The following is a 23,265-nucleotide window of genomic DNA, read 5'->3' as shown; positions in this document are numbered from 1 at the left end:
TGGGCGTGGGGCGCTGCGGGCGCCTCAGTGCAGCAGGCTGCCTTGCAGTTCGGCGCGCAGGTCCGGCGTCAGCACCGTTCCCGCTCGGTCGACCAGCAGGGCCATTTCGTAGCCGACCAGACCGATGTCGCACTCGGGGTGCGCGAGCACGGCCAGCGACGATCCGTCCGAGACGGACATGATGAAGAGGAACCCCCGCTCCATCTCCACCACGGTCTGGTTCACCGTGCCGCCCTCGAAGATGCGGGAGGCGCCGGAGGTCAGCGAGGTCAGCCCGGAGGCCACCGCCGCGAGTTGATCGGCACGGTCGCGCGGGAAGCCCTCGGACATCGCGAGGAGCAGCCCGTCCGCGGAGACCACCACCGTGTGCGACACCCCGGGGGTGTTGTCCACGAAGTTGGTGATCAACCAGTTCAGATTCTGCGCCGCCTGGCTCATCGGACTCAACTAACGCTCCTGCTGGTGAGTGGGATCGACGGTGCCGTGGGTGCCGGTGGTCGACGTCCCGGCCTGCCGGCCCTGCTGGATACCCCGACGCAGATTGGTCAGCCGGCCGCGCACATCGCTGGGCGCGCGCGAGACCTGAGGACCGCTCTGGTGGGACTGCTGCTGCTGCGCGGTGCCCGCGACGAGGTTCGCACGCGGGACCCGCCGGGGCAGCCCGGAGGTGGTGACACCGCCCGAGGCGGGCTGGCGGATCTGCTCCGCCTGCCGCCAGGTCTCGTCGTTCGGCGAGGAGCGCCACTGCGCGGCGGGGTCGGCCGGCGCTTCCTCGCGCCCGGCGTCGACCGGTGCCTCACGTCGGGCACCGGCGTCCTGCGCGGACCCGCGGCGCGGCAGCGGCGCCGCGTCGGCGGTGTCGGCGCCCTGCTGCGGCACACCCGCGGCGGCGGCCGCCGGGTGGCTGAACCAGTTGGACTCGATCGTGTCGAAGATCGGCGTACGGCCGTCCCCGGGACCGGCGTCCGCGCCGCCGAGCACATCGCCGTCCAGCGCACCGCGGTCCTGCGGCTGCCGGGGCTGCTGCGGCTGCGGGAACTGGCCGGTGTTCTGCCGCTCCTCGGCGTACGGGGCGGGCTCGGCGTCCGGCCGCTGGAACTGGCGGGCGTCGAGCTGTCCGGTCTCGTACGGGTCGGGCTCGGCGGGCTGCGGGAACTCACCGGTCGCGTACTGGCCGGTGTCGCTGTCCGGGCGCGCGTACTGGCCGGTGTCGCCGTCCGGACGCGCGAACTGGCCGGTCGTACCGGAACCGTTCGCCGCCGGGCCACGGCCGGCCGGGCGACCGCCCTGCGGGGCGTCCGTGGCGGGCGGCGGGCCGGAGAAGTCGGGCCGGGCGAACGCGGCGGTGTCGCCGGGGCCGCCGCTCGGCGCGGGCCGCTCGAAGCTGCCGGTGCTCTCCGGCTCCTCGTGGCCGCGCGGCTGGTCCTGCGTCTGGCGGGGCGCCAGCGGCCAGTCGTCGGAGCCGCCGCGCTCACGGCGCGCACCCCAGCTCGTACCGCCCGGCTGCTGACCGCCGCGGCCGTCCTGGCCGCCCTGACCGCCGGCCGGCGAGGCGCCCGGCAGCTCGGCCGCGGCGCTGCGCGGCGGCAGCTGCGGACGCTCCTCGCGGCGCGGCGCGCCGGTCGGCGGCGCCACGGTGGACGCCGGGCCGCCGTCGGCACCACGGGTGGGCAGCGGGCGTGCGCCACCGGGGCGGGCGCCGGTCGGCGCGGAGGCGTTCGGGCCGCCCGCGCCGGGAGCACCACTACGGCCGCCGGGCGCCGGCGAACCGAACGCACCGGGTGCGCCGCCGGGACCCCCGCGAGCGGGCAGCGCGGGGCGCTGGCCGGCCGCCGGACCCGCCCCGACCTGACCGCGCGGCTGGAGCCCCGCGAGCCGGCTGGAGGGCGCGCCGCCGGCGTCGGAACCGCTCTTGGCGTTGCTGGGCGCAGGCTTCTTGCCGCCCTGGGCGACATCGACCGGCAGCATGACCAGGGCGGTGGTGCCGCCGGAGTCGGAGGGCCGCAGCTGGATGCGGATGCCGTGCCGCAGGGACAGGCGGCCGACCACGAACAGACCCATCCGTCGGGACACCGAGACGTCCACGGTCGGCGGGCTGGCCAGCCGCTCGTTGATCGCCGACAGGTCCTCGGGGGACAGGCCGATGCCGGTGTCGTGGATCTCGACCAGCACCCGGCCGTCGGGCAGCGCGTGACCGGTGACCTTGACCTTGGTCTGCGGGGAGGAGAACGAGGTGGCGTTCTCCAGCAGCTCGGCGAGCAGGTGCACGAGGTCGTTGACGACCCGGCCGGCGACCTCGGTCTGCGGAACGGCGTTGAGCTCGATCCGCTCGTACTGCTCCACCTCGGAGGCCGCGGCGCGCAGCACGTCGACCAGCGGAACCGGCCGCGTCCACCGGCGCCCCGGCTCCTCACCCGCGAGGACCAGGAGGTTCTCGCCGTTACGGCGCATACGCGTGGCGAGGTGGTCGAGCTTGAAGAGCGAGGACAGCTGGTCGGGGTCGGCCTCGCGCGACTCCAGCTCGGAGATCAGCGAGAGCTGGCGCTGGATCAGACCCTGGCTGCGGCGCGAGAGGTTGGTGAACATCGCGTTGACGTTGCCTCGCAGCAGCGCCTGCTCGGAGGCGAGGCGGACCGCCTCGCGGTGCACGTCGTCGAAGGCCGCGGCCACCCGGCCGATCTCGTCCCGGCTGTGCACACCGACCGACTCGACGGAGGTGTCCACGTCCTGCGGGTCGGACTCCGACAGCTGCTTGACCAGCTCGGGCAGCCGGTCCTGGGCGACCTTCTGCGCGGTGTCCTGGAGCCGGCGCAGCGAGCGGACCATGGACCGCGCCACGACGAACGCGCCGACCAGCGAGACGCCGAGGACGAGCAGGATCACCGCACCGTTGATGATCGCGTCCTGCGTGGCCTCGTTGCGCAGCTCGCGGGACTTCTGCTCCATCTCGGACAGCAGCGTGGTCTCGATCCGCGACATCTCGTCGATCTTGACGGTGTCGGAGTCGTACCAGTCGAGGTAGCGGTAGTCCTGGCTGCGGATGCCGGAGCCGCTGGCGAAGGCGCGGTGCGCGAAGGCGACCGCGGCCTTGATCTCGTCGTTGTTGCCGTCGAGACCGCGGGTGAGCGCGTTGGCCTTGCCCGCGCCGGCGACGCTGTCGTAGATCGGCTGGAAGCGGTCGCCGAAGGACCTCTCACTGTCCTCGGCGTTGCGGCCGGCAAGCCGGTCGTTGGAGGACAGCTCGGGGCCGCCGGGGTGCGCGAGGCCGGCGCTGATCAGGGCGCGCTGCATCGACGCGTACTCCTTGGCCGACGAGAACGCCGCCAGAGCACGCGTGGAGCCGATCATCTCCGGGTTGCTGGTCGCCTGCGCCATGTCCTGGGAGAGCGACAGCAGCGAGGTGATCAGCTGGTTGTAGCTGGTGACGGTCCGCGCCGCGTTGCCCTCGTCCTGGTAGGCGTTGGCGCGGATCTCGTTGAGGGTGTTGAGCTGGCGGGTGATCTCCAGGACGGTCGCACGGACACCGGCCATCGTGGCGTCCTGGCCCCGGATGTCGTCGGTGGCCTGGTTGAACGACAGCTTGGCGCGGTCGGTCGCCTCGCGGGGCGCGACGACGTTGGCGTCGTCCTTGACGTTGCCGCTGCCGGCCAGGGGACCGGCCGACTTGTCCCGCTCCACCTGCAGCGCGTCGGCGAGCTCGGTCGCCTGCCGGGTCATCTCGGTGAGCAGCTGCATCTTGTCCAGCTGGTCGATGTTCTCCAGCTGGGTGCCGATACGCATGCCGCCCAGCGTGGTCGCGGCGACGACGGGAAGCGCGAGCAGGGAGACCAGGCGGGTACTGATGCGCCAGTTGCGCAGCGCTATTCGCGAGCCGGGGCCGCTGGGGCCGCCCTTCGAGCCGGTGGGCTTGCCGCTGTCCGCGGCGTCGCCGCCCGGCGCCTGGCTGCCTCCGTCGACGGGCAGTGTGCCCCCGACGGAACCGTTGCTCTGGGCGCGCTGGGGCGAGGAGCCGCGGTCGGTCCCGCCGCGGAGCTCCGGGTCCGCCGCAGCGCTGCCATCCCTCTTGAAACGTCCCTGCACTAGCGTCGCAACCTCTGGACCAGGCGTCCCACCTCGGCGGGACGGTGTCGAGTCGTAATAGGGGACCGCTTAAGTCCCCCAAGGCGGTCGTGAGTGACCGGCGGGCTGCCCCCTCTGGCCGAGAGAGCGGCACCACCGCGCGGCGCCACTTTGCGCCCTGCGCGCCGGCTGAAACGTGCGGCGGTCCGTGGAATTCCAGCACAGTGCAGGATCTCCAACAAGAGCGGAGGCGCTCGCTGTGACATGGGTGACGCAATGTACGGACCACGTCACGACTTGTAGAGGTTTCGGTGGTAGATAACGGACTTTTGTCCGCGAGTCGATCGCCCTCACCTGCTGTCCCAGGTGCGGTGATCGGGAGCGGAACGTGCGGTTCAATCCGCCATTGTCCGATTCGCCCAAGGATGTTGATCAAGTGGAATGCGGCATTTGTCACACAGTTCGTGAGCAAACTCACAGGAAGATCGTCGAGTTCTCCATCACTTCGCAGGGAATAGCGCGCATAGCCTGACGCTTTACACGGTTGCCGGAAACGACAAGACGGCTTTCCGCAACCCCTTTCCGACCCTTTGACAATCGCGAGGCGTGCAGCAGTGAAGACGACGATGATGTTCCGCAACATAGCCAATCCGCGGCGCACCACCCTGGCCCACCTCACGGACGCCGACGAGCTCGGCGCCGCCCCCGAGGTCCCCGAGCACACCGTCGAGCTGCCCCAGCAGACCGCCAACCCCCGCCGCACGGTCCTGATGGTCGCGCCCGAGCAGGGCGTCCCGGCGTAATCGCGCAGCGGACGGGCCGCGGCCCCGCGATAGCCTGGAGTGTCAACTCCGGCCAGTGATCAATGAGGGGCAGCGGCAACCCGTGCGCATCGCCAGATTCTCCATCGACGGCAACGTCGGCTTCGGCGTCGTCGAGGGCGACGAACTCGACGTCATCAAGGGGCACCCCTTCGCGGAATTCGAGCGCTCGGGGCAGAAGGTCCCCCTAGAGAAGGTCCGGCTGCTGCCGCCCGTCCTGCCCAACAAGGTCGTGGCCATCGGCCGCAACTACGCCGAACACGCCGCCGAGCTGGGCAACGACGTCCCGGACGTGCCGGTCACCTTCTTCAAGCCGTCCACCTCGGTGATCGGCCCCGGCGACCCCATCGCCTACCCCTCCTTCTCCGAGGAGGTGCACCACGAAGCGGAGCTCGCCGTCGTCATCGGCCGGATGTGCCGCGAGGTGCCCCGCGAGCGCGCCAAGGACGTGATCCTCGGCTACACCTGCGCCAACGACGTCACCGCGCGCGACGTCCAGCGGCGCGAGAAGCAGTGGGCCCGGGCCAAGGGCTTCGACAGCTCCTGCCCGCTCGGCCCCTGGGTCGAGACCGGGCTCACCCCCGAGGACGTCGCCGCGGGCCTCGCGGTCCAGTGCACGGTCAACGGCGAACAGCGCCAGCTCGGCCGCACCAGCGACATGGTCCGCCCGATCGAGGACCTCATCGTCCACATCACCGAGGCGATGACCCTGCTTCCCGGCGACGTCATCCTCACGGGCACCCCGGCCGGGGTCGGCCCCCTCAACGTCGGCGACGAGGTCGCCGTCACCATCGAAGGCATCGGCACTCTCACCAACAAGGTGATCAAGCGTGGCTAACGCGACCCCCGTCCGCGTCCGTTTCAGTCCCTCCCCGACCGGAAACCCCCATGTCGGCCTGATCCGTACGGCCCTGTTCAACTGGGCCTACGCACGGCACAACAAGGGCACCCTGGTCTTCCGCATCGAGGACACCGACGCGTCCCGCGACTCCGAGGAGTCCTATAACCAGCTGCTGGACTCCTTCCACTGGCTCGGCTTCGACTGGGACGAGGGCCCCGAGGTCGGCGGCCCGCACGCGCCGTACCGCCAGTCCCAGCGGATGGACATCTACCGGGACATCGCCGACCGGCTCCTGGCCGCCGGCCACGCCTACCACTGCTACTGCACCACCGAGGAGCTCGACGAGCGCCGCGACGCCGCCCGCAAGGCCGGCCGGCCCTCCGGCTACGACGGCACGTGCCGCGAGGTGAGCGCCGAGCAGAAGGCCGCGTACGACGCCGAGGGCCGCACCTCGATCATCCGCTTCCGGATGCCCGACGAGCCGATCACCTTCACCGACCTGGTGCGCGGCGAGCTGACCTTCACCCCGGAGAACGTTCCGGACTACGGCATCGTGCGCGCCAACGGCGCCCCGCTGTACACCCTGGTCAACCCCCTCGACGACGCCCTGATGGGGATCACCCACGTCCTGCGCGGCGAGGACCTGCTCTCCTCCACCCCCCGCCAGATCGCCCTCTACCGGGCCCTGATCGAACTGGGCGTGGCGAAGGAGATCCCGGCCTTCGGCCACCTGCCCTACGTCATGGGCGAGGGCAACAAGAAGCTCTCCAAGCGCGACCCGCAGGCCTCCCTCAACCTCTACCGCGACCGCGGCTTCCTCCCCGAGGGCCTGCTGAACTACCTTGCGCTGCTCGGCTGGTCCTTCTCCGCCGACCAGGACATCTTCTCGGTGTCGGAGCTGATCGAGAAGTTCGACATCGCGGACGTCAACGCCAACCCGGCCCGCTTCGACCTGAAGAAGGCCGAGGCGATCAACGCCGACCACATCCGGCAGCTGGACGTCAAGGACTTCGTCAAGGCCTGTGAGCCCTGGCTGAAGGCCCCGTTCGCCAACTGGGCCCCGGAGGACTTCGACGAGGCCGCCTGGCAGTCCATCGCCCCGCACGCCCAGACCCGCCTGACGGTGCTCTCCGACATCACCGCCAACGTCGACTTCCTCTTCCGCAAGGAGCCGGTCGAGGACGAGGCGTCCTGGACGAAGGCGATGAAGGGCGACCCGGTCGCCCTGCTGACCACCGCCCGCGCCAAGCTCGACGCCGCCGACTGGAGCGCCGGCCCCGAGCCCCTCAAGGAGGCCGTACTCGCCGCCGGCGAGGAGCACGGACTCAAGCTCGGCAAGGCGCAGGCCCCCGTCCGGGTGGCCGTCACCGGCCGCACGGTCGGCCTGCCCCTCTTCGAGTCCCTTGAGGTCCTCGGCAAGGAGCGCACCCTCCAGCGCATCGACGCGGCCCTGGCCAAGCTGGCCGGCTGACCTCACAGGCACCCCTCGGGCCCGGACGCCGCACGGCGTTTCCGGGCCCGAGGCGTACCCGGACCGCTCCGCTAGATTGCCGGTATGCCCCTTCGCGCCGTCCTGTGGGACATCGACGACACGCTCTTCGACTACACCGGGTCGGACCGCGCCGGTGCGCTGCGCCACCTCCGGGCGGAGGGGCTGCTGGCCGCGTACGGCGGCGAGGAGGCGGCGCTGGCGCGCTGGCGCGCCGCCATGGAGACCGAGTTCGCCCGCTTCCTCGCGGGTGAGGTGGGGTTCCTCGACCATCGCAGGGGGCGCGCCCGGACTTTTTTGGGCACCGAGCTGACCGACGACGAGGCGGACGCCTGGTTCGCCCGGTACGTCGCGCACTACGAAGCGTCCTGGGTGCTCTTCCCGGACTCCGCGCCCGCCCTGGAGGCGCTGGCGCCGCTGGTCCGCCAGGCGGTGCTGTCCAATTCCTCCTCCGCCAACCAGGAGCGCAAGCTGGCCGCCCTGGGGATCCGCGCCCGCTTCGAGGCCGTGCTGTGCGCCGACGAGCTGGGGCACGCCAAGCCCGCCCCCGAGGCCTTCACGGGCGCCTGCGAGGCGCTCGGCCTGGCACCCGAGGAGGTCGTCTACGTCGGCGACCGGCTCGACATCGACGCGCTCGGCGCTCGGGACGCCGGGCTGACCGCCGTATGGCTGGACCGTACGGACAGCGGCGAGGAGCTGCCACCCGGCATCCGGCGCATCGCGAGCCTGGCGGAGCTCCCCGAGCTGTTGCGCGGAGTTATCGGTTTTGGAGCCCCGTCCACGATCAGGTAATGTTCTTCCTGCGCCGCCCGAGAGGGCCGAAAGGTCCGGCCGGGAGGCGCAGATCAAATCAGACCCCCCGAGGGGGGTTGCGCTTTGATGGCCTATGGTGTAATTGGCAGCACGACTGATTCTGGTTCAGTTAGTCTAGGTTCGAGTCCTGGTAGGCCAGCTCGCAGAGCTCATCTGCAAAGCCCCCGTTGTGTAGCGGCCTAGCACGCTGCCCTCTCAAGGCAGTAGCGCCGGTTCGAATCCGGTCGGGGGTACAGATCCTTCCCAGGGAGACAGTCCGGGTCGCACCCACTGTCACTCATGCAGGATCGCTAGGGCCCCCGTTGTGTAGCGGCCTAGCACGCCGCCCTCTCAAGGCGGTAGCGCCGGTTCGAATCCGGTCGGGGGTACTGGTCTAAACCACCATGGGCTATGGTGTAATTGGCAGCACGAGTGATTCTGGTTCATTTAGTCTAGGTTCGAGTCCTGGTAGCCCAGCGCAGCGTGTCCTCGGACAGGCTCAACTGCAAGAAAACTTGCCCCCGTTGTGTAGCGGCCTAGCACGCCGCCCTCTCAAGGCGGTAGCGCCGGTTCGAATCCGGTCGGGGGTACAGAAGAGGAAGGCCCTCCGCGTCATGCGGGGGGCCTTTCCGCGTCAAGGGCCGTCGCCGAAGCGCTTGTTGGACTCCTCGGCCTCCGCCAGCCGGCGCAGGCTGAGCAGCACCGGCTCGTAGAGCACGGTCAGGGCCACCGCCGCCTCCACCCGCTCCGTCGGGGTCCCGTACTCCTCGACCAGGTCCAGGTCGCTCACCGCGAGCCCGGCCGCCGAGTGGGCGTAGGGCAGCAGATCCGAGACGTCGCACGGGTAGCCGAGGCGGTGCAGCGCGGCGATGGCGGCGACCAGTGTCCGGAAGGCCCCGGCGCGGCCGGCGATCGCCAGCCCGAAGCGCCAGCCGACGCGTTCGAGCAGTTCGGTGGCGGTGCGCCGGGCGAGGTCCGTCGCGGGATCGCGCTCGTCGGGCTCCGGGCCGTGCGGAAGCGCCTCGACGGCCGTTCCCAGGCGGGAGAGCTGGTCGCGGGAGTCGTCCTCGACGGCGGCCACCACCTCGCGGGCGGTGCTGACCGGCACCCGGCCGATCTGGATCAGGGCCCGGACGAGCCGCAGCCGCCGCAGATGCTCCTCGTCGTACTCGGACTGGGTGGCGGTGATCCGGCGGCCCGGAGGCAGCAGCTCCTCGCGCAGGTAGTACTTGATCGTGGCGGTGGACACCCCGCTGCGCTCGCTGAGCTCTGCCAGTCGCATGACCCTTGCGCCCTTCATTAGAGAGTGGCACTATCCAAGCATGGATAGCGACGCTATCCAACGTCGAGCGGCGTGACGAAGGGGGTTGTCATGGGTGGTAAGCCGGTGCAGGGGCGGATGACGGCGGACGGCACCGACGAGGTGGTGGTCTTCCTCATCGGGATGCGGATCAACAACTGGCGGGCGGTGCGCAGTTGGCTGCCGGTGTTCCGGGCGATGCCGCGCATGATCAAGGAGCTGGCGAAGGATCCGGCGCGGGGGCTGCTCGGCTTCCGCGTCCTGCCGGGGCTGCGGAACTTCTCGGTCCTGCAGTACTGGGAGTCGAAGGAGAAGCTGCTGGCGTACGCGAGCGACCAGGGCGGCGAGCACCGGCCGGCCTGGGCCGCCTTCAACCGACGGGCGCGGGCCGGTCGGGGCGAGGTCGGCATCTGGCACGAGACCTACGTCGTGCCGGCGGGCTCCTACGAGACCATCTACGCCCATATGCCGCCGCACGGGCTGGGGCGGGCCCGCGGTGTGGTGCCGGTGGGCCGCCGCGGGGAGCGGGCGGCGGAGCGGCTGGGGGCCTGAGGCGCGGCGGTAGAGCCCGAAAGGGGCGGCCCGTACGGATCATCCGTACGGGCCGCCCCTTTCGGCGTCGTGACCGCAACCGACAGCGGCCCCTGCCCCGGTGCATGCCGACGCGGGGCGCCTCAGCCGCTGCGCCGCAGGCCCTCGGAGAGGCGGGCCGCCGCGTCGATGACCGCCTGGGCGTGCATCCGGCCCGGGTGGCGGGTCAGCCGCTCGATCGGTCCGGAGACCGAGACGGCGGCTACCACGCGGTTGGAGGGGCCGCGCACGGGCGCGGAGACGGAGGCCACGCCCGGCTCGCGCTCACCGATCGACTGGGCCCAGCCGCGGCGCCGTACGCCGGACAGGGCGGTGGCCGTGAAGCGCGCGCCCTGCAGGCCGCGGTGCAGCCGCTCCGGCTCCTCCCAGGCCATCAGGATCTGGGCGGCCGAGCCCGCCTTCATGGGGAGCGTGGAGCCGACCGGGACGGTGTCCCGAAGTCCGGACAGCCGTTCCGCCGCCGCCACGCAGATGCGCATGTCGCCCTGCCGCCGATAGAGCTGGGCGCTTTCGCCCGTCACATCGCGCAGGTGGGTGAGTACCGGTCCGGCCGTGGCCAGCAGCCGGTCCTCGCCGGCCGCCGCGGCCAGCTCGGAGAGCCGCGGGCCCAGGATGAACCGGCCCTGCATGTCCCTCGCCACCATCCGGTGGTGTTCCAGAGCCACGGCCAGCCTGTGGGCCGTGGGTCGTGCAAGCCCTGTCGCCGCGACCAGCCCGGCGAGGGTGGCCGGACCGGACTCCAGGGCGCTCAAAACCAGAGCTGCCTTGTCGAGAACGCCGACGCCGCTAGAGTTGTCCATGCAACGATACTCACGTCTCACAGTGTGAAACGCAAGTTCAATTTTCCAGGGAAGTCGTCAGTCTGTAGGTGTGGCCCTCGACCAGGGCCCGGCGTAAGGCCCGGCAGGGGGACTTCTGCGGGCACCCGCGCATGGACGAGCAAGGCCGGCACAGCGGCCGGCCGGAGGGAAAGCGATGGGACGGACACTCGCGGAGAAGGTCTGGGACGACCATGTCGTCCGGCGCGCGGAAGGCGAGCCCGACCTCCTCTTCATTGATCTGCACCTGCTGCACGAGGTCACCAGCCCGCAGGCGTTCGACGGCCTCCGCAAGGCCGGCCGCCAGGTGCGCCGGACGGACCTGACCATCGCCACCGAGGATCACAACACCCCGACCCTCGACATCGACAAGCCGATCGCCGACCCGGTCTCGCGCACGCAGCTGGAGACGCTGCGCAAGAACTGCGCGGAGTTCGGCGTCCGGCTGCACCCGCTGGGCGATGTCGAGCAGGGCGTCGTCCACGTCGTGGGACCGCAGTTGGGCCTGACCCAGCCCGGCACCACGGTGGTCTGCGGTGACAGCCACACCTCCACCCACGGAGCCTTCGGCGCCCTGGCGTTCGGCATCGGCACCAGCCAGGTCGAGCACGTCCTGGCCACCCAGACCCTGCCGCTGGCCCCCTTCAAGACCATGGCGATCACCGTCGACGGCGAGCTGCCCGAGGGCGTCACCGCCAAGGACCTGATCCTGGCGATCATCGCCAAGATCGGCACCGGCGGCGGCCAGGGCTACGTCCTGGAATACCGCGGCTCGGCCATCGAGAAGCTGTCGATGGAAGCCCGGATGACCATCTGCAACATGTCGATCGAGGCGGGCGCGCGGGCCGGCATGATCGCCCCCGACCGGACCACCTTCGATTACCTGCAGGGCCGCGACCACGCCCCCCGGGGCGAGGACTGGGACGCCGCGGTCGCGTACTGGAAGACGCTGCGCACCGACGACGACGCGGTCTTCGACGCCGAGGTGCACATCGACGCCGCTTCGCTGTCGCCGTTCGTCACCTGGGGCACCAACCCCGGCCAGGGCGCGCCGCTTTCGGCGAGCGTCCCCGACCCGGCTTCGTACGAGGACGCCTCGGAGCGACTGGCCGCCGAAAAGGCCCTGGAGTACATGGGGTTGACGGCGGGTCAGCCGCTGCGCGAGATCACCGTGGACACCGTCTTCGTAGGTTCGTGCACCAACGGCCGCATCGAGGACCTGCGCTCCGCGGCCGCGATCCTGGAAGGCCGCAAGGTCGCCGACGGCGTACGGATGCTGATCGTTCCCGGCTCGGTCCGGGTCTCCCTGGAGGCCGTCGCCGAGGGCCTGGACAAGGTGTTCACCGCGGCGGGCGCCGAATGGCGGCACGCGGGCTGCTCGATGTGCCTGGGCATGAACCCCGACCAGCTGGCGCCCGGTGAGCGCTCCGCGTCCACCTCCAACCGCAACTTCGAGGGCCGTCAGGGCAAGGGCGGCCGCACCCACCTGGTCTCTCCGCAGGTCGCCGCCGCGACGGCGGTTCTCGGCCATCTGGCCTCACCGGCCGACCTGTCCGACGTCGCCGTCGCCACGCCCGCGGGAGTCTGAACCATGGAAGCTTTCACCACGCACACCGGTCGGGCCGTCCCGCTGCGCCGCAGCAACGTCGACACCGACCAGATCATCCCGGCCCACTGGCTGAAGAAGGTCACCCGCGACGGCTTCGAGGACGGGCTGTTCGAGGCCTGGCGCAAGGACCCGGAGTTCGTCCTCAACCAGGAGGCGTACAAGGGCGCCACGGTGCTGGTCGCCGGCCCCGACTTCGGCACCGGCTCCTCGCGCGAGCACGCCGTCTGGGCGCTGCAGAACTACGGTTTCAAGGCCGTCATCTCCTCGCGTTTCGCGGATATCTTCCGCGGCAACTCCCTCAAGAACGGCCTGCTGACGGTGGTCCTGCCGCAGGAGACCGTGGACCGGCTGCAGCAGCTGGTGGAGGCCGACCCGACCGCCGAGGTGACCGTCGACCTGGTCGACCGGCAGGTCCGCGCGCAGGGCGTCACCGCCGACTTCGAGCTGGACGAGAACGCGCGTTGGCGTCTGCTGGAGGGGCTGGACGACATCAGCCTCACCCTTCGGGAGGAGCCGTCCATCGTGGCGTACGAGGCGAACCGGCCGTCGTTCAAGCCGCGTACGATGGAGGTCTGACCTCGGGTTTTATGGCTCAAAGCCATATTGCGTACGATGCGCCCCCTGTGCAGTTGGCAGGGGGCGCATCTGCTTGTCCAGGCCGGCGTTGAGGCCCCGTGAAGCGACAACTCGCCGCAGATGGCACAATTAGCGCATGGAACGCGACGACCAACTCAAGCTCTACGGTCTCGTCGCCGACCGTCTCAAGGACGCACACGCAAGAGTGCGGACACTGCAAGTCCCGGAGGGCGTACGGATGGCGCTGAACCGGAAGCTGCTCGTCATCACGGCCGCGGCTAAACACGATCTTGCGGACGCGGCAAGGCGTCTGGAGTGGTTCATGGAAGACCTCGACGAAGGTCGTTATCCCGAAGATGTGCACGCCGACGGAAGTCCGTGAAGGTCGAGTTCGTTGCGGCACAAGGGTGATTAGCCCGTTTCGTGTTTGATTTGCGGTATATATCTGCCTAACGTGCGAAAAAGCTTGGAAACTTTCGTTCCAGCAATGTCTCCGAAGGGGAAGACGTGAACAAGGCGCAGCTCGTAGAAGCCATTGCCGACAAGCTCGGCGGCCGCCAGAACGCCGCGGACGCGGTCGACGCGGTACTGGACGCAATCGTCCGCGCAGTTGTCACCGGCGACCGTGTTTCGGTCACCGGATTCGGCTCGTTCGAGAAGGTCGACCGTCCGGCCCGTTACGCCCGTAACCCGCAGACGGGTGAGCGCGTGCGGGTCAAGAAGACCTCGGTGCCGCGTTTCCGCGCCGGTCAGGGCTTCAAGGACCTGGTGAGCGGCTCGAAGAAGCTCCCCAAGGGTGGCGAGGTCGCCGTCAAGAAGGCCCCCAAGGGCAGCCTGACCGGCGGCGCGGCCATCAAGAAGGCCGCCGCGAAGAAGGCCACCGCCAAGAAGGCCGCCGCGAAGAAGGCCACCACCGCCAAGAAGGCGGCGGCGAAGAAGACCACTACGGCGAAGAAGGTCACCGCCAAGAAGACCACGGCGAAGAAGGCCACCACCGCCAAGAAGGCGACCACCGCCAAGAAGGCCACCACCGCCAAGAAGGCCACCACGGCCAAGAAGGCGACGGCGAAGAAGACCGCCCCCGCCAAGAAGGCGACGGCGAAGAAGGCCCCCGCCAAGAAGGCCACCGCCCGCAAGACCACCGCGAAGAAGGCCACCGCCCGCAAGCGGTGATCAGCAGCGGCGACGCCATGCGTCGGGCCGGTCTCCCTCCGGGGAGCCCGGCCCGCGGTGCGTTCGGGCGCCGTCTAGGCTCTGTGTCATGCAGGCCACCGCGTACACGTACGACTCCGACACCCGCTCCGGCAGCGTGCTGCTCGACGACGGGACCCCGCTGCCCTTCGACGCGGCGGCCTTCGACGCCGGCGGTCTGCTGCTGCTGCGGCCCGGTCAGCGGGTCCGCATCGAGGTCACCGGGGAGGGCGACGCCCGGCGCATCGACCTGATCACGCTCCAGACGCTCTGACCGGCGGCGACAGACGCGGCGCCTGGCGGGCCGTGTGCGGGCCCACGCCCAGTGCCAGCGCGGCCAGCAGATCCTCGCCGGTGTCCACGTCCCGGCGTACCGACACCACGTCCGGCGTGGTGATCTCCCGTGCTCCGGATGCCAGGTGACGGGCCCGCGAGGCACCGCCGAATGCCGGTGCCAATTCCACTCCGGAAGTCGCGGTCAGAAGTGTTGTCCCGATATCCGCCGCATCCGCGAGAAATGCACGAGGAAATAGCGAAGCGGAATGGAGCACCAGTTCCAGTTCGGTCGGGCGCAGTGCCGGAAGGTCGGCGTTCAACGCGGCGACCGGCGCGGCCGGGCGGTGGGCCCGCACCGCGTTCGCCCCATGGGCCAGTGCCGCGTTGAGCCCCCGCGCCGGTGTGTCGGGCACGATCCGCGCGCCCAGGGCCGCCAGACGCTCCCCGGCGAGCGGATCATCCGTGACAACCACCACATCCCGCACGTCTTCGCAGGCCAGCGCCGCTGTCACGGTGTCCAGGGCGAAGGCGAGGGCCAAGCGGGGCCGAAACTCCTCGCCGGCCGCCCCCGAGAGCCTGCTCTTGGCCCGCACCAGCGGCTTCAGCGGCACGACCAGGCTCCAGCCCACATCCGCTCCGTCTCTTCGCATCGGCGCCATTCTCACCCGCCGCCGCCGCTCCCCGGGAGCGCCGGGGTTACGGTGTTCTCGACATAGCGGGTACCTGGGGCGACACTTGTGCGGCTGCCGGCCCGCAGTAGCATCACAGGTCCCACAAGGAGGGTGTCCCAGTGTCCCGCCGCAGAATCGGCTTCTGGTACCGCTTGGCCGCGGTCATCTGCAAACCGCCGCTCTTGGTTCTGTTCAAGCGGGACTGGCGGGGAATGGAACACATTCCAGCCGACGGCGGTTTTATCACCGCGGTCAACCACAACTCGTATCTCGACCCGCTCTCGTATGCGCACTATCAGTACAACACCGGGCGGGTCCCCCGATTCCTCGCCAAGGCCGGACTCTTCAAGAGCGGCTTTGTCGGTCTGATGATGCGCGGCACCGGGCAGATCCCCGTCTACCGGGAAACCACCGACGCCGCCACCGCGTTCCGCGCCGCCGTCACCGCCATCCACAAGGGCGAATGCGTCGCCTTCTACCCCGAGGGCACCCTCACCCGCGACCCGGAGCTGTGGCCCATGCAGGGCAAGACCGGTGCGGCGCGGGTGGCCCTGCTGACGAAGGCGCCGGTCATCCCCGTCGCGCAGTGGGGTGCCAACGACGCGATGCCGCCGTACGCCAAGGAGAACAAGCTCCAGCTGCTCCCGCGCAAGACCCTGCGGGTCAAGGCGGGACCGCCGGTCGACCTGAGCGCGTACTACGACCAGGAACCGACCGCCGAGGTGCTGCGCGCCGTCACCGACCGCATCATGGCCGCGATCACCGAGCAGCTCGCCGAGCTCCGCGGCGAGCAGGCGCCGACCGAACCGTACGACTGGCGCAAGGCGATCGCCCAGGAGCGCCGCGCCGCCCGGGAGGCCGCCAAGGCCGCCCGGACCGCGGTCGCGGACCGGGCCGTCGAGCCGGCCGCCGCCACCGAGGGCGCCGCCGCCCCGCAGCAGGTCCGAAGCACCCAGCAGGCACAGGAGGATGAAGGCAAGTGACGCGCTGCGCCGTCTACGGCACGGGGTCCTGGGGCACCGCATTCGCGATGGTGCTGGCCGACGCGGGATGCGAGGTGACCCTGTGGGGGCGCCGCGCCGGCCTCGTCGACGCCATCAACAACGGCCGCACCAACCCCGACTACCTGCCGGGGGTCGAGCTCCCCGCGTCCGTACGGGCCACCACCGACCCCGCACAGGCGGCACGGGACGCGGAGTTCACCGTCCTGGCCGTCCCCTCCCAGACGCTGCGCGGCAACCTCGCCGAATGGGCGCCCCTGCTGCCCTCCGACACGATCCTGGTCTCCCTGATGAAGGGCGTCGAACTGGGTACGGCCAAGCGCATGAGCGAGGTCATCGAGGAGGTCGCCAAGGCCCCCGCCGAGCGCGTCGCCGTGCTGACCGGCCCCAACCTCGCCAAGGAGGTCGCGGCCCGGCAGCCCGCCGCCGCGGTCATCGCCTGCACCGACGAGTCGGTCGCCCGCCGGCTGCAGGGCGCCTGCCACACCTCGTACTTCCGCCCGTACACCAACACCGACGTGGTGGGCTGCGAGCTGGGCGGTGCGGTCAAGAACGTCATCGCGCTCGCGGTCGGCATCGCCACCGGCATGGGCCTGGGCGACAACGCCAAGGCGTCCCTGATCACCCGGGGACTGGCCGAGACCACCCGGCTCGGCCTGGCCATGGGCGCCGACGCGCACACCTTCGCGGGCCTGGCCGGCATGGGCGACCTCGTCGCCACCTGCTCCTCGCCGCTGTCGCGCAACAACACCTTCGGCACCAACCTCGGCCGCGGGATGACGCTTCAGGAGACCATCGCGGTCACCAAGCAGACCGCCGAGGGCGTCAAGTCCTGCGAGTCCGTACTGGATCTGGCCCGTCGGCACGGCGTCGACATGCCGCTCACCGAGACGGTCGTGGACATCGTCCACGAGGGCAAGCCGCCGATGGTGGCTCTCAAGGAGCTGATGTCGCGCACCGCGAAGTCCGAGCGGCACTAGGGCCGGGGCGGGGGCCGTTGCCGGCCCGCGGCGGCACTACCCGGCGCCGCAACACTGACGCACGCTCTACCAGCAGGTACCCTCAACGCGATATGAGCAGCCAGACCTCCTCCCACAAGCCCCGCGTCGCCGTCGTGTTCGGCGGCCGCAGCTCCGAGCACGCCATCTCCGTACTCACCGCCGGAGCCGTGCTGCGCGCCATCGACCGCGAGAAGTACGACGTGCTGCCCATCGGCATCACCACCGACGGCCGCTGGGCTCTGACCGCCGACGACCCCGACCGGATGGCCATCGCCGACCGGCAGCTGCCCAGCGTGGCCGCGCTCGCCGAGTCCGCCGACGGCTCCGTCGTGCTCCCCGTCGACCCCACCAGCCGCGAGGTCGTCTACAGCGAACCGGGCTCGGTGCCCAAGGCGCTCGGCGAGGTCGACGTGGTCTTCCCCGTCCTGCACGGCCCCTACGGCGAGGACGGCACCCTGCAGGGCCTGCTGGAGCTCTCCGGCGTGCCCTACGTCGGCTCGGGTGTGCTCGCCTCCGCCGTCGGCCAGGACAAGGACTACATGAAGCGGGTGTTCACCTCCTTCGGGCTGCCGGTCGGCCCGTACGAGGTCATCCGCCCGCGGGAGTGGGACAAGGCCGCTCCGAATGGAGAAAAGGGCGCCGCCGCCCGTAAGAAGATCGTGGACTTCGCCGCGGAACACGGCTGGCCGCTCTTCGTGAAGCCCGCCCGCGCCGGCTCGTCCATGGGCATCAGCAAGGTCGACGACCTCGCCGGCCTGGACGAGGCCATCGAGGAGGCCCGCCGGCACGACCCCAAGATCCTCGTGGAGTCGCTGCTGCGCGGCCGCGAGATCGAGTGCGGGGTGCTGGAGTTCGAGGACGGCCCGCGGGCCAGTGTCCCGGCCGAGATCCCGCCGGTGACCGCGCACGACTTCTACGACTTCGAGGCCAAGTACATCGACTCGGCCACCGGGATCGTGCCCGCGCCGCTGACCGCCGAGCAGACCGCGAAGGTCCAGGAGCTGGCCGTCGCGGCCTTCGAGGCGGCCTCCTGCGAGGGCCTGGTGCGGGCGGACTTCTTCCTGCAGGAGGACGGCGAGTTCGTGATCAACGAGATCAACACGCTGCCCGGGTTCACGCCCATCTCCATGTACCCGCGGATGTGGCAGGAGAGCGGTGTGAGCTACCCGGAGCTGATCGACCGGCTCCTGCAGGCCGCGCTCCAGCGCTCGACGGGGCTGCGCTAGACGCCCTTCGGCACGGTCCTGCGCACGGCGCCCGCGAGGTCGGTGAGCACATCGACCTCGGGGGCGTACTTCCCGGGAACGGTCACCTCGACATAGGCCTTGCGCAGCACGGTCGTGAAGCGGTACCCGTCCTCCTGCTTCTCGAAGAGCCATTCGACGCCGTCGACTTCCGCCGCGTCGGCCTTGGGGTTGTAATGTTCACTCCCGTACGTCAGGACGTCGGGCTTCGGCACCCCGCAGCGCAGTTTCACGGCAGGATCGCCCCATATGGCAGTGAAGTCGGAAACGGGCTCCGCGGCACGTCGCGCGAGCCCTTCCACGGTCTGCGGCAGTTCCCGGTGGAGCGCCCGGCAGTGCCGTGCCGCCTCACCGGGGGGTGAGGGGGCGGCCACGTCCTCGGAAGACGAACAGCTCACCGCGCCGACCAGCACGGTGAGCAACGGCAGGGCCAGGTACCGGCGACGTGCACAGATCACCCGGCCGAGCATACGGGGGAGCTACAGATGAACGACCGGACAGGTAAGGGTGCGGGTGATGCCCTCCACCTGCTGGACCTTGGCGACCACCATCCGTCCCAGTTCGTCGACGGTGTCGGCCTGGGCGCGCACGATGACGTCATAGGGACCGGTCACGTCCTCGGCCTGCAGTACACCGGAGATCTTCGAGATCACCTCCGCTACCGCCGAGGCCTTGCCGACCTCGGTCTGGATCAGGATGTAGGCCTGTACCACGGAACCTCCAGGGCGGCTTCGAGGATCATGTGGGAAGAAGGGACGCCACGGTACCGCGTCACCGCGCGGAGCGGGGAGACCCGCGCGGTGAACAGGGGAAGTGGGGCGCAGCCGTCAGCCACGTACGGACCGTCCGTACACATGGGAAGGGCAACAGCATGAAGGGCACCGTGGGGGAGCTGGGGGAGTTCGGGCTGATCAGGGAGCTCACCTCCCGGCTCACCTCCACTCCGGCGGTACGGATCGGGCCGGGCGACGACGCCGCGGTGGTCACCGCGCCGGACCGCAGGGTGGTCGCCAGCACCGACATCCTGCTGGAGGGCCGGCACTTTAGGCGCGACTGGTCCACCGCCTACGACGTCGGCCGCAAGGCCGCGGCGCAGAACCTCGCCGACATCGCGGCGATGGGCGCGGTGCCCACCGCGATCCTGCTCGGCCTGGTCGTCCCCGCCGAGCTCCCCGCGACCTGGCCGACCGAGCTGATGGACGGCCTGCGGGACGAGTGCCAGGTGGCCGGTGCCGCGGTCGTCGGCGGCGACGTCGTGCGCGGCGACACCATCACCGTCGCCATCACCGCGCTCGGCGACCTGCGCAACCAGGAGCCGGTCACCCGGGCCGGCGCCCAGCCCGGCGACGTCGTCGCGGTGACCGGCTGGCTGGGCTGGTCCGCCGCCGGGCACGCCGTCCTGACCCGCGGCTTCCGCTCACCGCGGGCCTTCGTGGAGGCGCACCGCCGCCCCGAGCCCCCGTACCACGCGGGCCCGGCGGCCGCCGGACTCGGCGCCACCGCCATGACCGACGTCAGCGACGGACTCGTCGCCGACCTGGGGCACATCGCCGAGGCCAGCAAGGTCCGGATCGATCTGCGGTCCGCCGCGATCGACATCCCCTCGCAGATGTCCGACATCGGCACGGCGGTCGGCGTGGACCCGATGCAGTGGGTCCTCAACGGCGGTGAGGACCACGCCATCGTGGCCACCTTCCCGCCCGACGTGAAGCTGCCCGCCCGGTGGAAGGTCATCGGCGAGGTGCTCAACCCGTCCGCGCTGCCGCAGGTGACGGTGGACGGCGCCCCCTGGACGAAGGCCGGCTGGGACCACTTCGGGGACAACGACGAGTAGGGGGCGGCGCGTAGCGGCGTCTTCTGGGGGTGGAGGTCGGGTGACGGGAGGGCGAGTAGATTCGGCGGCATGCGCATACCTCCACGCGTCCTGACCGTCGCCGGGTCCGACTCCGGCGGCGGCGCGGGCATCCAGGCCGACCTGAAGACGATGCTGGCGCTCGGCACCCACGGCATGAGCGTGCTGACCGCCGTCACCGCCCAGAACTCCCTGGGCGTCCAGGGCGCGTGGGAGCTGCCCGCCGAGGCCGTCCGGGCCCAGTTCCGCAGCGTCGTCGACGACATCGGCGTCCAGGCGGTCAAGACCGGGATGCTCTCCTCCGCGCAGCTCGTCGAAACCGTCGCGGAGCTGCTCGCCGAACTCACGGTCCCGGTCGTCGTCGACCCCGTCGGGGTGTCCAAGCACGGCGATGCGCTGCTGGCCGCCTCCGCACTGGACGCGGTGCGCGGCAAGCTGCTGCCGACGGCCACCGTCGCCACGCCCAACCTCGACGAGGTCGCCCAGCTCACCGGCGTACGCGTCCAGGAGGAGGCCGACATGCGGCGGGCGGCCGCCGCCGTCCTGGAGTTCGGTCCGCGCTGGGCGCTCATCAAGGGCGGCCATCTGCCGGCCGCGGAGGGCGGCGGGCCCGGCGGCGCCGGGGGCACCGCCGTCGATCTGCTCACCGACGGCACCGAGGAGCACTGGCTGCGCGCCCCCCGCCACGACAACCGGCACACCCACGGCACCGGCTGCACCCTCGCCAGCGCGCTCGCCGCACGGCTGGCCAAGGGGGACACCGTCCCGCAGGCCGCCGCGGCCGCCAAGGAGTACGTCACCGGCGCCGTTGCGGCCGGCTTCCGGCTGGGCGCGGGCATCGGCCCCGTGGACCACGGCTGGCGCCTGCGCGACGGGCGCTGAGCGCGACCCGGCGGCACTCCGGCCGGGCAGCGGCGCCCGCGGGGCGCGCGTCCTGTGCCGTTGCCGTGCCCGGCCCCGGGAACGGCAGAAGCCGGTCCACCACGGAGGTGGACCGGCTTCCCAAGCAACCGGTCGGGCTGCGCTACGGCTAAGGCGTCAGCGCGAGACCTTGCCGGCCTTGATGCACGAGGTGCAGGCGTTCAGCTTCTTCGGCGTGCGCCCGATCACTGCACGCACCGTCTGGATGTTGGGGTTCCAACGACGGTTGGTGCGGCGATGCGAGTGCGAGACACTCTTGCCGAAGCCCGGCCCCTTGCCGCAGACGTCGCAGTTGGCAGCCACGGGTCACTCCAAAGACTTCAGATGCACTTACGGTGAAATCCCGACGAGCCGAGTGCATTGCCCGGCCGGCGTCGTCAGGAGAGGAAATGGCCCGATTCGCATCGGGCAACCGGAGCAGCATACAACGACCGCTCCCGTAGAACGAAACTACCACGCACCCCAGGGCCCCCGCCCCGGCCTCCCCGGCCGGCCGCGGCTACTGTGCGGTGCATCCCGTGACCCAGGAGGACGACGTGCCGTACCCGCTCGACGCCGCCGCGGTCCGCTCCTGGTGCGGGCTGGCCCTGGAGGCGCTCGGCCGGGAACGCGAGCGGATCGACGCGATCAACGTCTACCCGGTGGCCGACGGCGACACCGGCACCAACCTTTACCTGACGCTCGAATCGGCCGCCCGCGCGGTCGAGGCGGCCTTCGACGGGCACGCCTCGGCCGGTACCGCGCCCGGCCTGGCCGACGCCATCGGCGCCATGGCCCACGGCGCCCTCATAGGGGCGCGCGGGAACTCCGGCACGATCGTGGCGCAGCTGCTGCGCGGGATGACCGAGGTGCTGGCGGCCGCGGACGACGGCACCGACGGCGGAGCGGACGCGCTGCGCAGGTCGCTGCGCCGGGCCGCCGCGGCGACCTACGAGGCCGTCGCGCACCCCGTGGAAGGCACCGTCCTGACCGTCGCGACCGCGGCCGCCGACGCCGCGGAGCGGACCGCCGGCGGGACCGGCGGCGCGGCCGAGGTCGCCCACGCCGCCCACGAGGGCGCCCGCAGCGCCCTGCGGGCGACCCCCGGGCAGCTCGCGGTCCTGGGCCGGGCCGGCGTCGTGGACGCCGGTGGCTGCGGACTCGTCGCCCTGCTGGGCGCGCTCGCCGACGCGCTCGGCGGGAAGGTCTCGGCGACCCCGGTCGCGGTACGGGCCGACGCCCCGCTGCCCGAGGCGGCCGGCTGCGAGGCCGCCGCCCGGACGGCCGCGGAGGGCTGCGGGGACCCGGACGGCCCGGCCTTCGAGGTGATCTACCTGCTGGAGGCCGACGACGCGGCCGTCGCCCGGCTGCGCACCCGCCTCGACGGCCTCGGCGACTCCCTGGTGGTGGTCGGCGGGGACGGCCTGTGGAACGTCCATGTCCACGTCGACGACGCGGGCGCGGCCGTGGAGGCCGGCATCGACGCGGGCCGGCCGTACCGGATCCGCATCACCCACTTCGGCGGCGCCGGCCGCGCCAAGGAGCCGGCGATGGCGGCCCGGGCCGTGGTGTCGGTGGTGCCGGGCGACGGACTGGCCGGACTGTGCGCGCAGGCCGGCGCCACACCGGTCTCCGTACGTCCCGGGGAGCCGCCCGCCAGCGGTGAACTGGTGCAGGCGATCCGGCAGGCGCACGCCCGCGAGGTGATGCTGCTGCCCAACGACCCCGAACTGCGGCACACCGCGGCGGCCGCCGCCGAACAGGCCCGCACCGAGGGCGTACGGGTCGCGCTGATCCCCACCCGCGCCGCCGTCCAGGGCCTCGCGGCGCTGGCCGTGCACGAGCCGGGCCGCAGCTTCGACGAGGACGTGGTCGCGATGACCTCGGCCGCGGGCGCCACCCGCTACGCCGAGCTGGCCCTCGCCGAGCGGCAGTCGTGGACGATGGCCGGGGTCTGCCAGGCCGGGGACGTCCTGGGCCTGATCGACGGCGATGTCGCGGTGATCGGCTCCGACCTCACCCGCACCGCGACGACCGTCCTGGACCGGATGCTGTCGGCCGGCGGGGAACTGGTGACCCTGGTTCTGGGCGCCGACGCACCCGACTCCCTCGCCGAGCGGCTGGAGCGGCATGTGCGCGAGCGGCATCTGGCCGTGGACACGGTCGTCTACGAGGGCGGCCAGCACGCCGCGCCGCTGCTCATCGGCGTGGAGTGAGCGCCCCGTGCCGGTGG

Annotated in this window: 24 protein-coding genes and 5 tRNA genes; 21 read left to right on the top strand and 8 right to left on the bottom strand. The window is 71.3% G+C overall.

Going from position 1 to position 23,265, the window contains the following annotated elements; translation table 11 throughout:
* Positions 1-24 precede the first annotated feature (24 nt).
* Entirely contained in the window at positions 25-438 is a 414-nt protein-coding gene (locus ACFWZH_RS22260) for a roadblock/LC7 domain-containing protein (RefSeq protein WP_018087200.1), read from the bottom strand.
* Positions 439-447: 9 nt separating this feature from the next.
* Complete coding sequence (locus tag ACFWZH_RS22255) at positions 448-4,080, bottom strand: nitrate- and nitrite sensing domain-containing protein (RefSeq protein ID WP_384433772.1); 3,633 nt, start codon at positions 4,078-4,080, stop codon at positions 448-450.
* A 593-nt stretch (positions 4,081-4,673) separates the two neighbouring features.
* On the opposite strand from ACFWZH_RS22255, the gene ACFWZH_RS22250 reads away from it, so the two are divergent.
* From ACFWZH_RS22250 to ACFWZH_RS22210, 9 genes are all read left to right on the top strand, one after another.
* A complete protein-coding gene (locus tag ACFWZH_RS22250; RefSeq protein WP_384433769.1) occupies positions 4,674-4,862 on the top strand; it encodes a hypothetical protein in 189 nt (62 codons plus the stop codon).
* Between the two features lie 82 nt (positions 4,863-4,944).
* Entirely contained in the window at positions 4,945-5,718 is a 774-nt protein-coding gene (locus ACFWZH_RS22245) for a fumarylacetoacetate hydrolase family protein (protein ID WP_384433766.1), read from the top strand.
* Positions 5,711-7,192: a glutamate--tRNA ligase gene (gltX, locus tag ACFWZH_RS22240; RefSeq protein WP_384433763.1), complete on the top strand. Its 1,482-nt coding sequence runs from the start codon at positions 5,711-5,713 to the stop codon at positions 7,190-7,192. Before ACFWZH_RS22245 ends, gltX begins: the two co-directional genes overlap by 8 nt.
* A gap of 84 nt (positions 7,193-7,276) precedes the next feature.
* Positions 7,277-8,002, top strand: coding sequence for an HAD family hydrolase (locus ACFWZH_RS22235; protein ID WP_384433760.1), 726 nt, complete (start codon positions 7,277-7,279; stop codon positions 8,000-8,002).
* Positions 8,003-8,090: 88 nt separating this feature from the next.
* A tRNA-Gln gene (locus ACFWZH_RS22230) sits at positions 8,091-8,162 on the top strand.
* A gap of 21 nt (positions 8,163-8,183) precedes the next feature.
* Positions 8,184-8,256: transfer RNA gene (locus ACFWZH_RS22225), tRNA-Glu, on the top strand.
* 62 nt (positions 8,257-8,318) lie between these two features.
* Positions 8,319-8,391, top strand: a tRNA-Glu gene (locus tag ACFWZH_RS22220).
* A gap of 16 nt (positions 8,392-8,407) precedes the next feature.
* A tRNA-Gln gene (locus ACFWZH_RS22215) sits at positions 8,408-8,479 on the top strand.
* Between the two features lie 40 nt (positions 8,480-8,519).
* Positions 8,520-8,592: transfer RNA gene (locus ACFWZH_RS22210), tRNA-Glu, on the top strand.
* A 44-nt stretch (positions 8,593-8,636) separates the two neighbouring features.
* Here the strand turns inward: ACFWZH_RS22210 and ACFWZH_RS22205 are convergent.
* Positions 8,637-9,284 (bottom strand): MerR family transcriptional regulator, encoded by a 648-nt coding sequence (locus ACFWZH_RS22205; protein WP_384433757.1) that lies wholly within the window; start codon positions 9,282-9,284, stop codon positions 8,637-8,639.
* A 90-nt stretch (positions 9,285-9,374) separates the two neighbouring features.
* On the opposite strand from ACFWZH_RS22205, the gene ACFWZH_RS22200 reads away from it, so the two are divergent.
* Positions 9,375-9,854 carry a DUF4188 domain-containing protein gene (locus ACFWZH_RS22200; RefSeq protein ID WP_384433754.1) on the top strand — a complete coding sequence of 160 codons (480 nt, stop codon included), beginning with the start codon at positions 9,375-9,377 and terminating at the stop codon, positions 9,852-9,854.
* Between the two features lie 122 nt (positions 9,855-9,976).
* On the opposite strand, the gene ndgR is transcribed toward ACFWZH_RS22200, so the two are convergent.
* Complete coding sequence (gene ndgR / locus ACFWZH_RS22195) at positions 9,977-10,693, bottom strand: IclR family transcriptional regulator NdgR (protein ID WP_006602884.1); 717 nt, start codon at positions 10,691-10,693, stop codon at positions 9,977-9,979.
* Positions 10,694-10,868: 175 nt separating this feature from the next.
* Here ndgR and leuC point away from each other — a divergent pair, with 175 nt between their 5' ends.
* The 5 genes from leuC to ACFWZH_RS22170 all read left to right on the top strand — a co-directional run bounded on the left by leuC (position 10,869) and on the right by ACFWZH_RS22170 (position 14,361).
* The gene (gene leuC / locus ACFWZH_RS22190) at positions 10,869-12,299 is read left to right on the top strand and encodes a 3-isopropylmalate dehydratase large subunit (RefSeq protein ID WP_384433750.1); all 1,431 of its coding nucleotides are present in this window, start codon (positions 10,869-10,871) and stop codon (positions 12,297-12,299) included.
* 3 nt (positions 12,300-12,302) lie between these two features.
* Positions 12,303-12,896, top strand: a complete 594-nt coding sequence (gene leuD / locus ACFWZH_RS22185; protein WP_384433747.1) for a 3-isopropylmalate dehydratase small subunit — start codon at positions 12,303-12,305, stop codon at positions 12,894-12,896.
* A 136-nt stretch (positions 12,897-13,032) separates the two neighbouring features.
* Complete coding sequence (locus ACFWZH_RS22180; protein ID WP_384433744.1) at positions 13,033-13,278, top strand: hypothetical protein; 246 nt, start codon at positions 13,033-13,035, stop codon at positions 13,276-13,278.
* A 125-nt stretch (positions 13,279-13,403) separates the two neighbouring features.
* Entirely contained in the window at positions 13,404-14,069 is a 666-nt protein-coding gene (locus ACFWZH_RS22175) for an HU family DNA-binding protein (RefSeq protein WP_384433741.1), read from the top strand.
* A gap of 88 nt (positions 14,070-14,157) precedes the next feature.
* Positions 14,158-14,361 carry a hypothetical protein gene (locus ACFWZH_RS22170; protein ID WP_384433738.1) on the top strand — a complete coding sequence of 68 codons (204 nt, stop codon included), beginning with the start codon at positions 14,158-14,160 and terminating at the stop codon, positions 14,359-14,361.
* Here ACFWZH_RS22170 and cofC read toward each other — a convergent pair.
* Positions 14,342-14,992: a 2-phospho-L-lactate guanylyltransferase gene (gene cofC, locus ACFWZH_RS22165; RefSeq protein WP_384433735.1), complete on the bottom strand. Its 651-nt coding sequence runs from the start codon at positions 14,990-14,992 to the stop codon at positions 14,342-14,344. The genes ACFWZH_RS22170 and cofC overlap by 20 nt on opposite strands.
* Before the next feature lie 161 nt (positions 14,993-15,153).
* On the opposite strand from cofC, the gene ACFWZH_RS22160 reads away from it, so the two are divergent.
* The 3 genes from ACFWZH_RS22160 (at position 15,154) to ACFWZH_RS22150 (ending at position 18,262) form a co-directional block, all read left to right on the top strand.
* Positions 15,154-16,017 carry a lysophospholipid acyltransferase family protein gene (locus tag ACFWZH_RS22160; protein ID WP_384433732.1) on the top strand — a complete coding sequence of 288 codons (864 nt, stop codon included), beginning with the start codon at positions 15,154-15,156 and terminating at the stop codon, positions 16,015-16,017.
* A complete protein-coding gene (locus ACFWZH_RS22155) occupies positions 16,014-17,015 on the top strand; it encodes an NAD(P)H-dependent glycerol-3-phosphate dehydrogenase (protein ID WP_384433729.1) in 1,002 nt (333 codons plus the stop codon). Before ACFWZH_RS22160 ends, ACFWZH_RS22155 begins: the two co-directional genes overlap by 4 nt.
* A gap of 92 nt (positions 17,016-17,107) precedes the next feature.
* On the top strand, positions 17,108-18,262 hold the full coding sequence (locus tag ACFWZH_RS22150; protein WP_384433726.1) for a D-alanine--D-alanine ligase family protein: 1,155 nt from the start codon (positions 17,108-17,110) through the stop codon (positions 18,260-18,262).
* Here the strand turns inward: ACFWZH_RS22150 and ACFWZH_RS22145 are convergent.
* Together ACFWZH_RS22145 and ACFWZH_RS22140 are read right to left on the bottom strand one after the other, a co-directional pair.
* Complete coding sequence (locus ACFWZH_RS22145) at positions 18,259-18,750, bottom strand: DUF3515 domain-containing protein (protein ID WP_384433723.1); 492 nt, start codon at positions 18,748-18,750, stop codon at positions 18,259-18,261. The genes ACFWZH_RS22150 and ACFWZH_RS22145 overlap by 4 nt on opposite strands.
* A gap of 9 nt (positions 18,751-18,759) precedes the next feature.
* Complete coding sequence (locus tag ACFWZH_RS22140; protein ID WP_384433720.1) at positions 18,760-18,993, bottom strand: Lrp/AsnC ligand binding domain-containing protein; 234 nt, start codon at positions 18,991-18,993, stop codon at positions 18,760-18,762.
* A 158-nt stretch (positions 18,994-19,151) separates the two neighbouring features.
* Between ACFWZH_RS22140 and ACFWZH_RS22135 the strand changes: the two genes are divergently transcribed.
* Positions 19,152-20,114 carry a thiamine-phosphate kinase gene (locus tag ACFWZH_RS22135; RefSeq protein ID WP_384433717.1) on the top strand — a complete coding sequence of 321 codons (963 nt, stop codon included), beginning with the start codon at positions 19,152-19,154 and terminating at the stop codon, positions 20,112-20,114.
* 69 nt (positions 20,115-20,183) lie between these two features.
* Positions 20,184-21,014 carry a bifunctional hydroxymethylpyrimidine kinase/phosphomethylpyrimidine kinase gene (gene thiD / locus ACFWZH_RS22130; RefSeq protein WP_384433714.1) on the top strand — a complete coding sequence of 277 codons (831 nt, stop codon included), beginning with the start codon at positions 20,184-20,186 and terminating at the stop codon, positions 21,012-21,014.
* 156 nt (positions 21,015-21,170) lie between these two features.
* Here thiD and rpmB read toward each other — a convergent pair whose 3' ends face one another.
* Complete coding sequence (gene rpmB / locus ACFWZH_RS22125) at positions 21,171-21,356, bottom strand: 50S ribosomal protein L28 (protein ID WP_006602870.1); 186 nt, start codon at positions 21,354-21,356, stop codon at positions 21,171-21,173.
* Between the two features lie 215 nt (positions 21,357-21,571).
* On the opposite strand from rpmB, the gene ACFWZH_RS22120 reads away from it, so the two are divergent.
* Positions 21,572-23,248, top strand: a complete 1,677-nt coding sequence (locus ACFWZH_RS22120; protein ID WP_384433710.1) for a DAK2 domain-containing protein — start codon at positions 21,572-21,574, stop codon at positions 23,246-23,248.
* The last annotated feature ends 17 nt before the right edge of the window (positions 23,249-23,265 follow it).

Origin of the sequence: Streptomyces sp. NPDC059008 (assembly GCF_042749045.1) — a bacterium.
In the GTDB taxonomy this organism is placed as follows: domain Bacteria; phylum Actinomycetota; class Actinomycetes; order Streptomycetales; family Streptomycetaceae; genus Streptomyces.
This window is presented reverse-complemented; position numbering and strand designations above follow the sequence as displayed.

What these genes read in the sequence shown, in the direction of transcription:
- ACFWZH_RS22205 (WP_384433757.1), bottom strand. Translation starts at nt 9,284, where the DNA reads ATGCGACTGGCAGAGCTCAGCGAGCGCAGCGGGGTGTCCACCGCCACG.
- ndgR (WP_006602884.1), bottom strand. Translation starts at nt 10,693, where the DNA reads ATGGACAACTCTAGCGGCGTCGGCGTTCTCGACAAGGCAGCTCTGGTT.
- ACFWZH_RS22135 (WP_384433717.1), top strand. Translation starts at nt 19,152, where the DNA reads ATGAAGGGCACCGTGGGGGAGCTGGGGGAGTTCGGGCTGATCAGGGAG.
- ACFWZH_RS22200 (WP_384433754.1), top strand. Translation starts at nt 9,375, where the DNA reads ATGGGTGGTAAGCCGGTGCAGGGGCGGATGACGGCGGACGGCACCGAC.
- ACFWZH_RS22170 (WP_384433738.1), top strand. Translation starts at nt 14,158, where the DNA reads ATGCAGGCCACCGCGTACACGTACGACTCCGACACCCGCTCCGGCAGC.
- ACFWZH_RS22150 (WP_384433726.1), top strand. Translation starts at nt 17,108, where the DNA reads ATGAGCAGCCAGACCTCCTCCCACAAGCCCCGCGTCGCCGTCGTGTTC.
- ACFWZH_RS22145 (WP_384433723.1), bottom strand. Translation starts at nt 18,750, where the DNA reads ATGCTCGGCCGGGTGATCTGTGCACGTCGCCGGTACCTGGCCCTGCCG.
- ACFWZH_RS22260 (WP_018087200.1), bottom strand. Translation starts at nt 438, where the DNA reads ATGAGCCAGGCGGCGCAGAATCTGAACTGGTTGATCACCAACTTCGTG.
- leuC (WP_384433750.1), top strand. Translation starts at nt 10,869, where the DNA reads ATGGGACGGACACTCGCGGAGAAGGTCTGGGACGACCATGTCGTCCGG.
- thiD (WP_384433714.1), top strand. Translation starts at nt 20,184, where the DNA reads ATGCGCATACCTCCACGCGTCCTGACCGTCGCCGGGTCCGACTCCGGC.
- leuD (WP_384433747.1), top strand. Translation starts at nt 12,303, where the DNA reads ATGGAAGCTTTCACCACGCACACCGGTCGGGCCGTCCCGCTGCGCCGC.
- ACFWZH_RS22235 (WP_384433760.1), top strand. Translation starts at nt 7,277, where the DNA reads ATGCCCCTTCGCGCCGTCCTGTGGGACATCGACGACACGCTCTTCGAC.
- ACFWZH_RS22180 (WP_384433744.1), top strand. Translation starts at nt 13,033, where the DNA reads ATGGAACGCGACGACCAACTCAAGCTCTACGGTCTCGTCGCCGACCGT.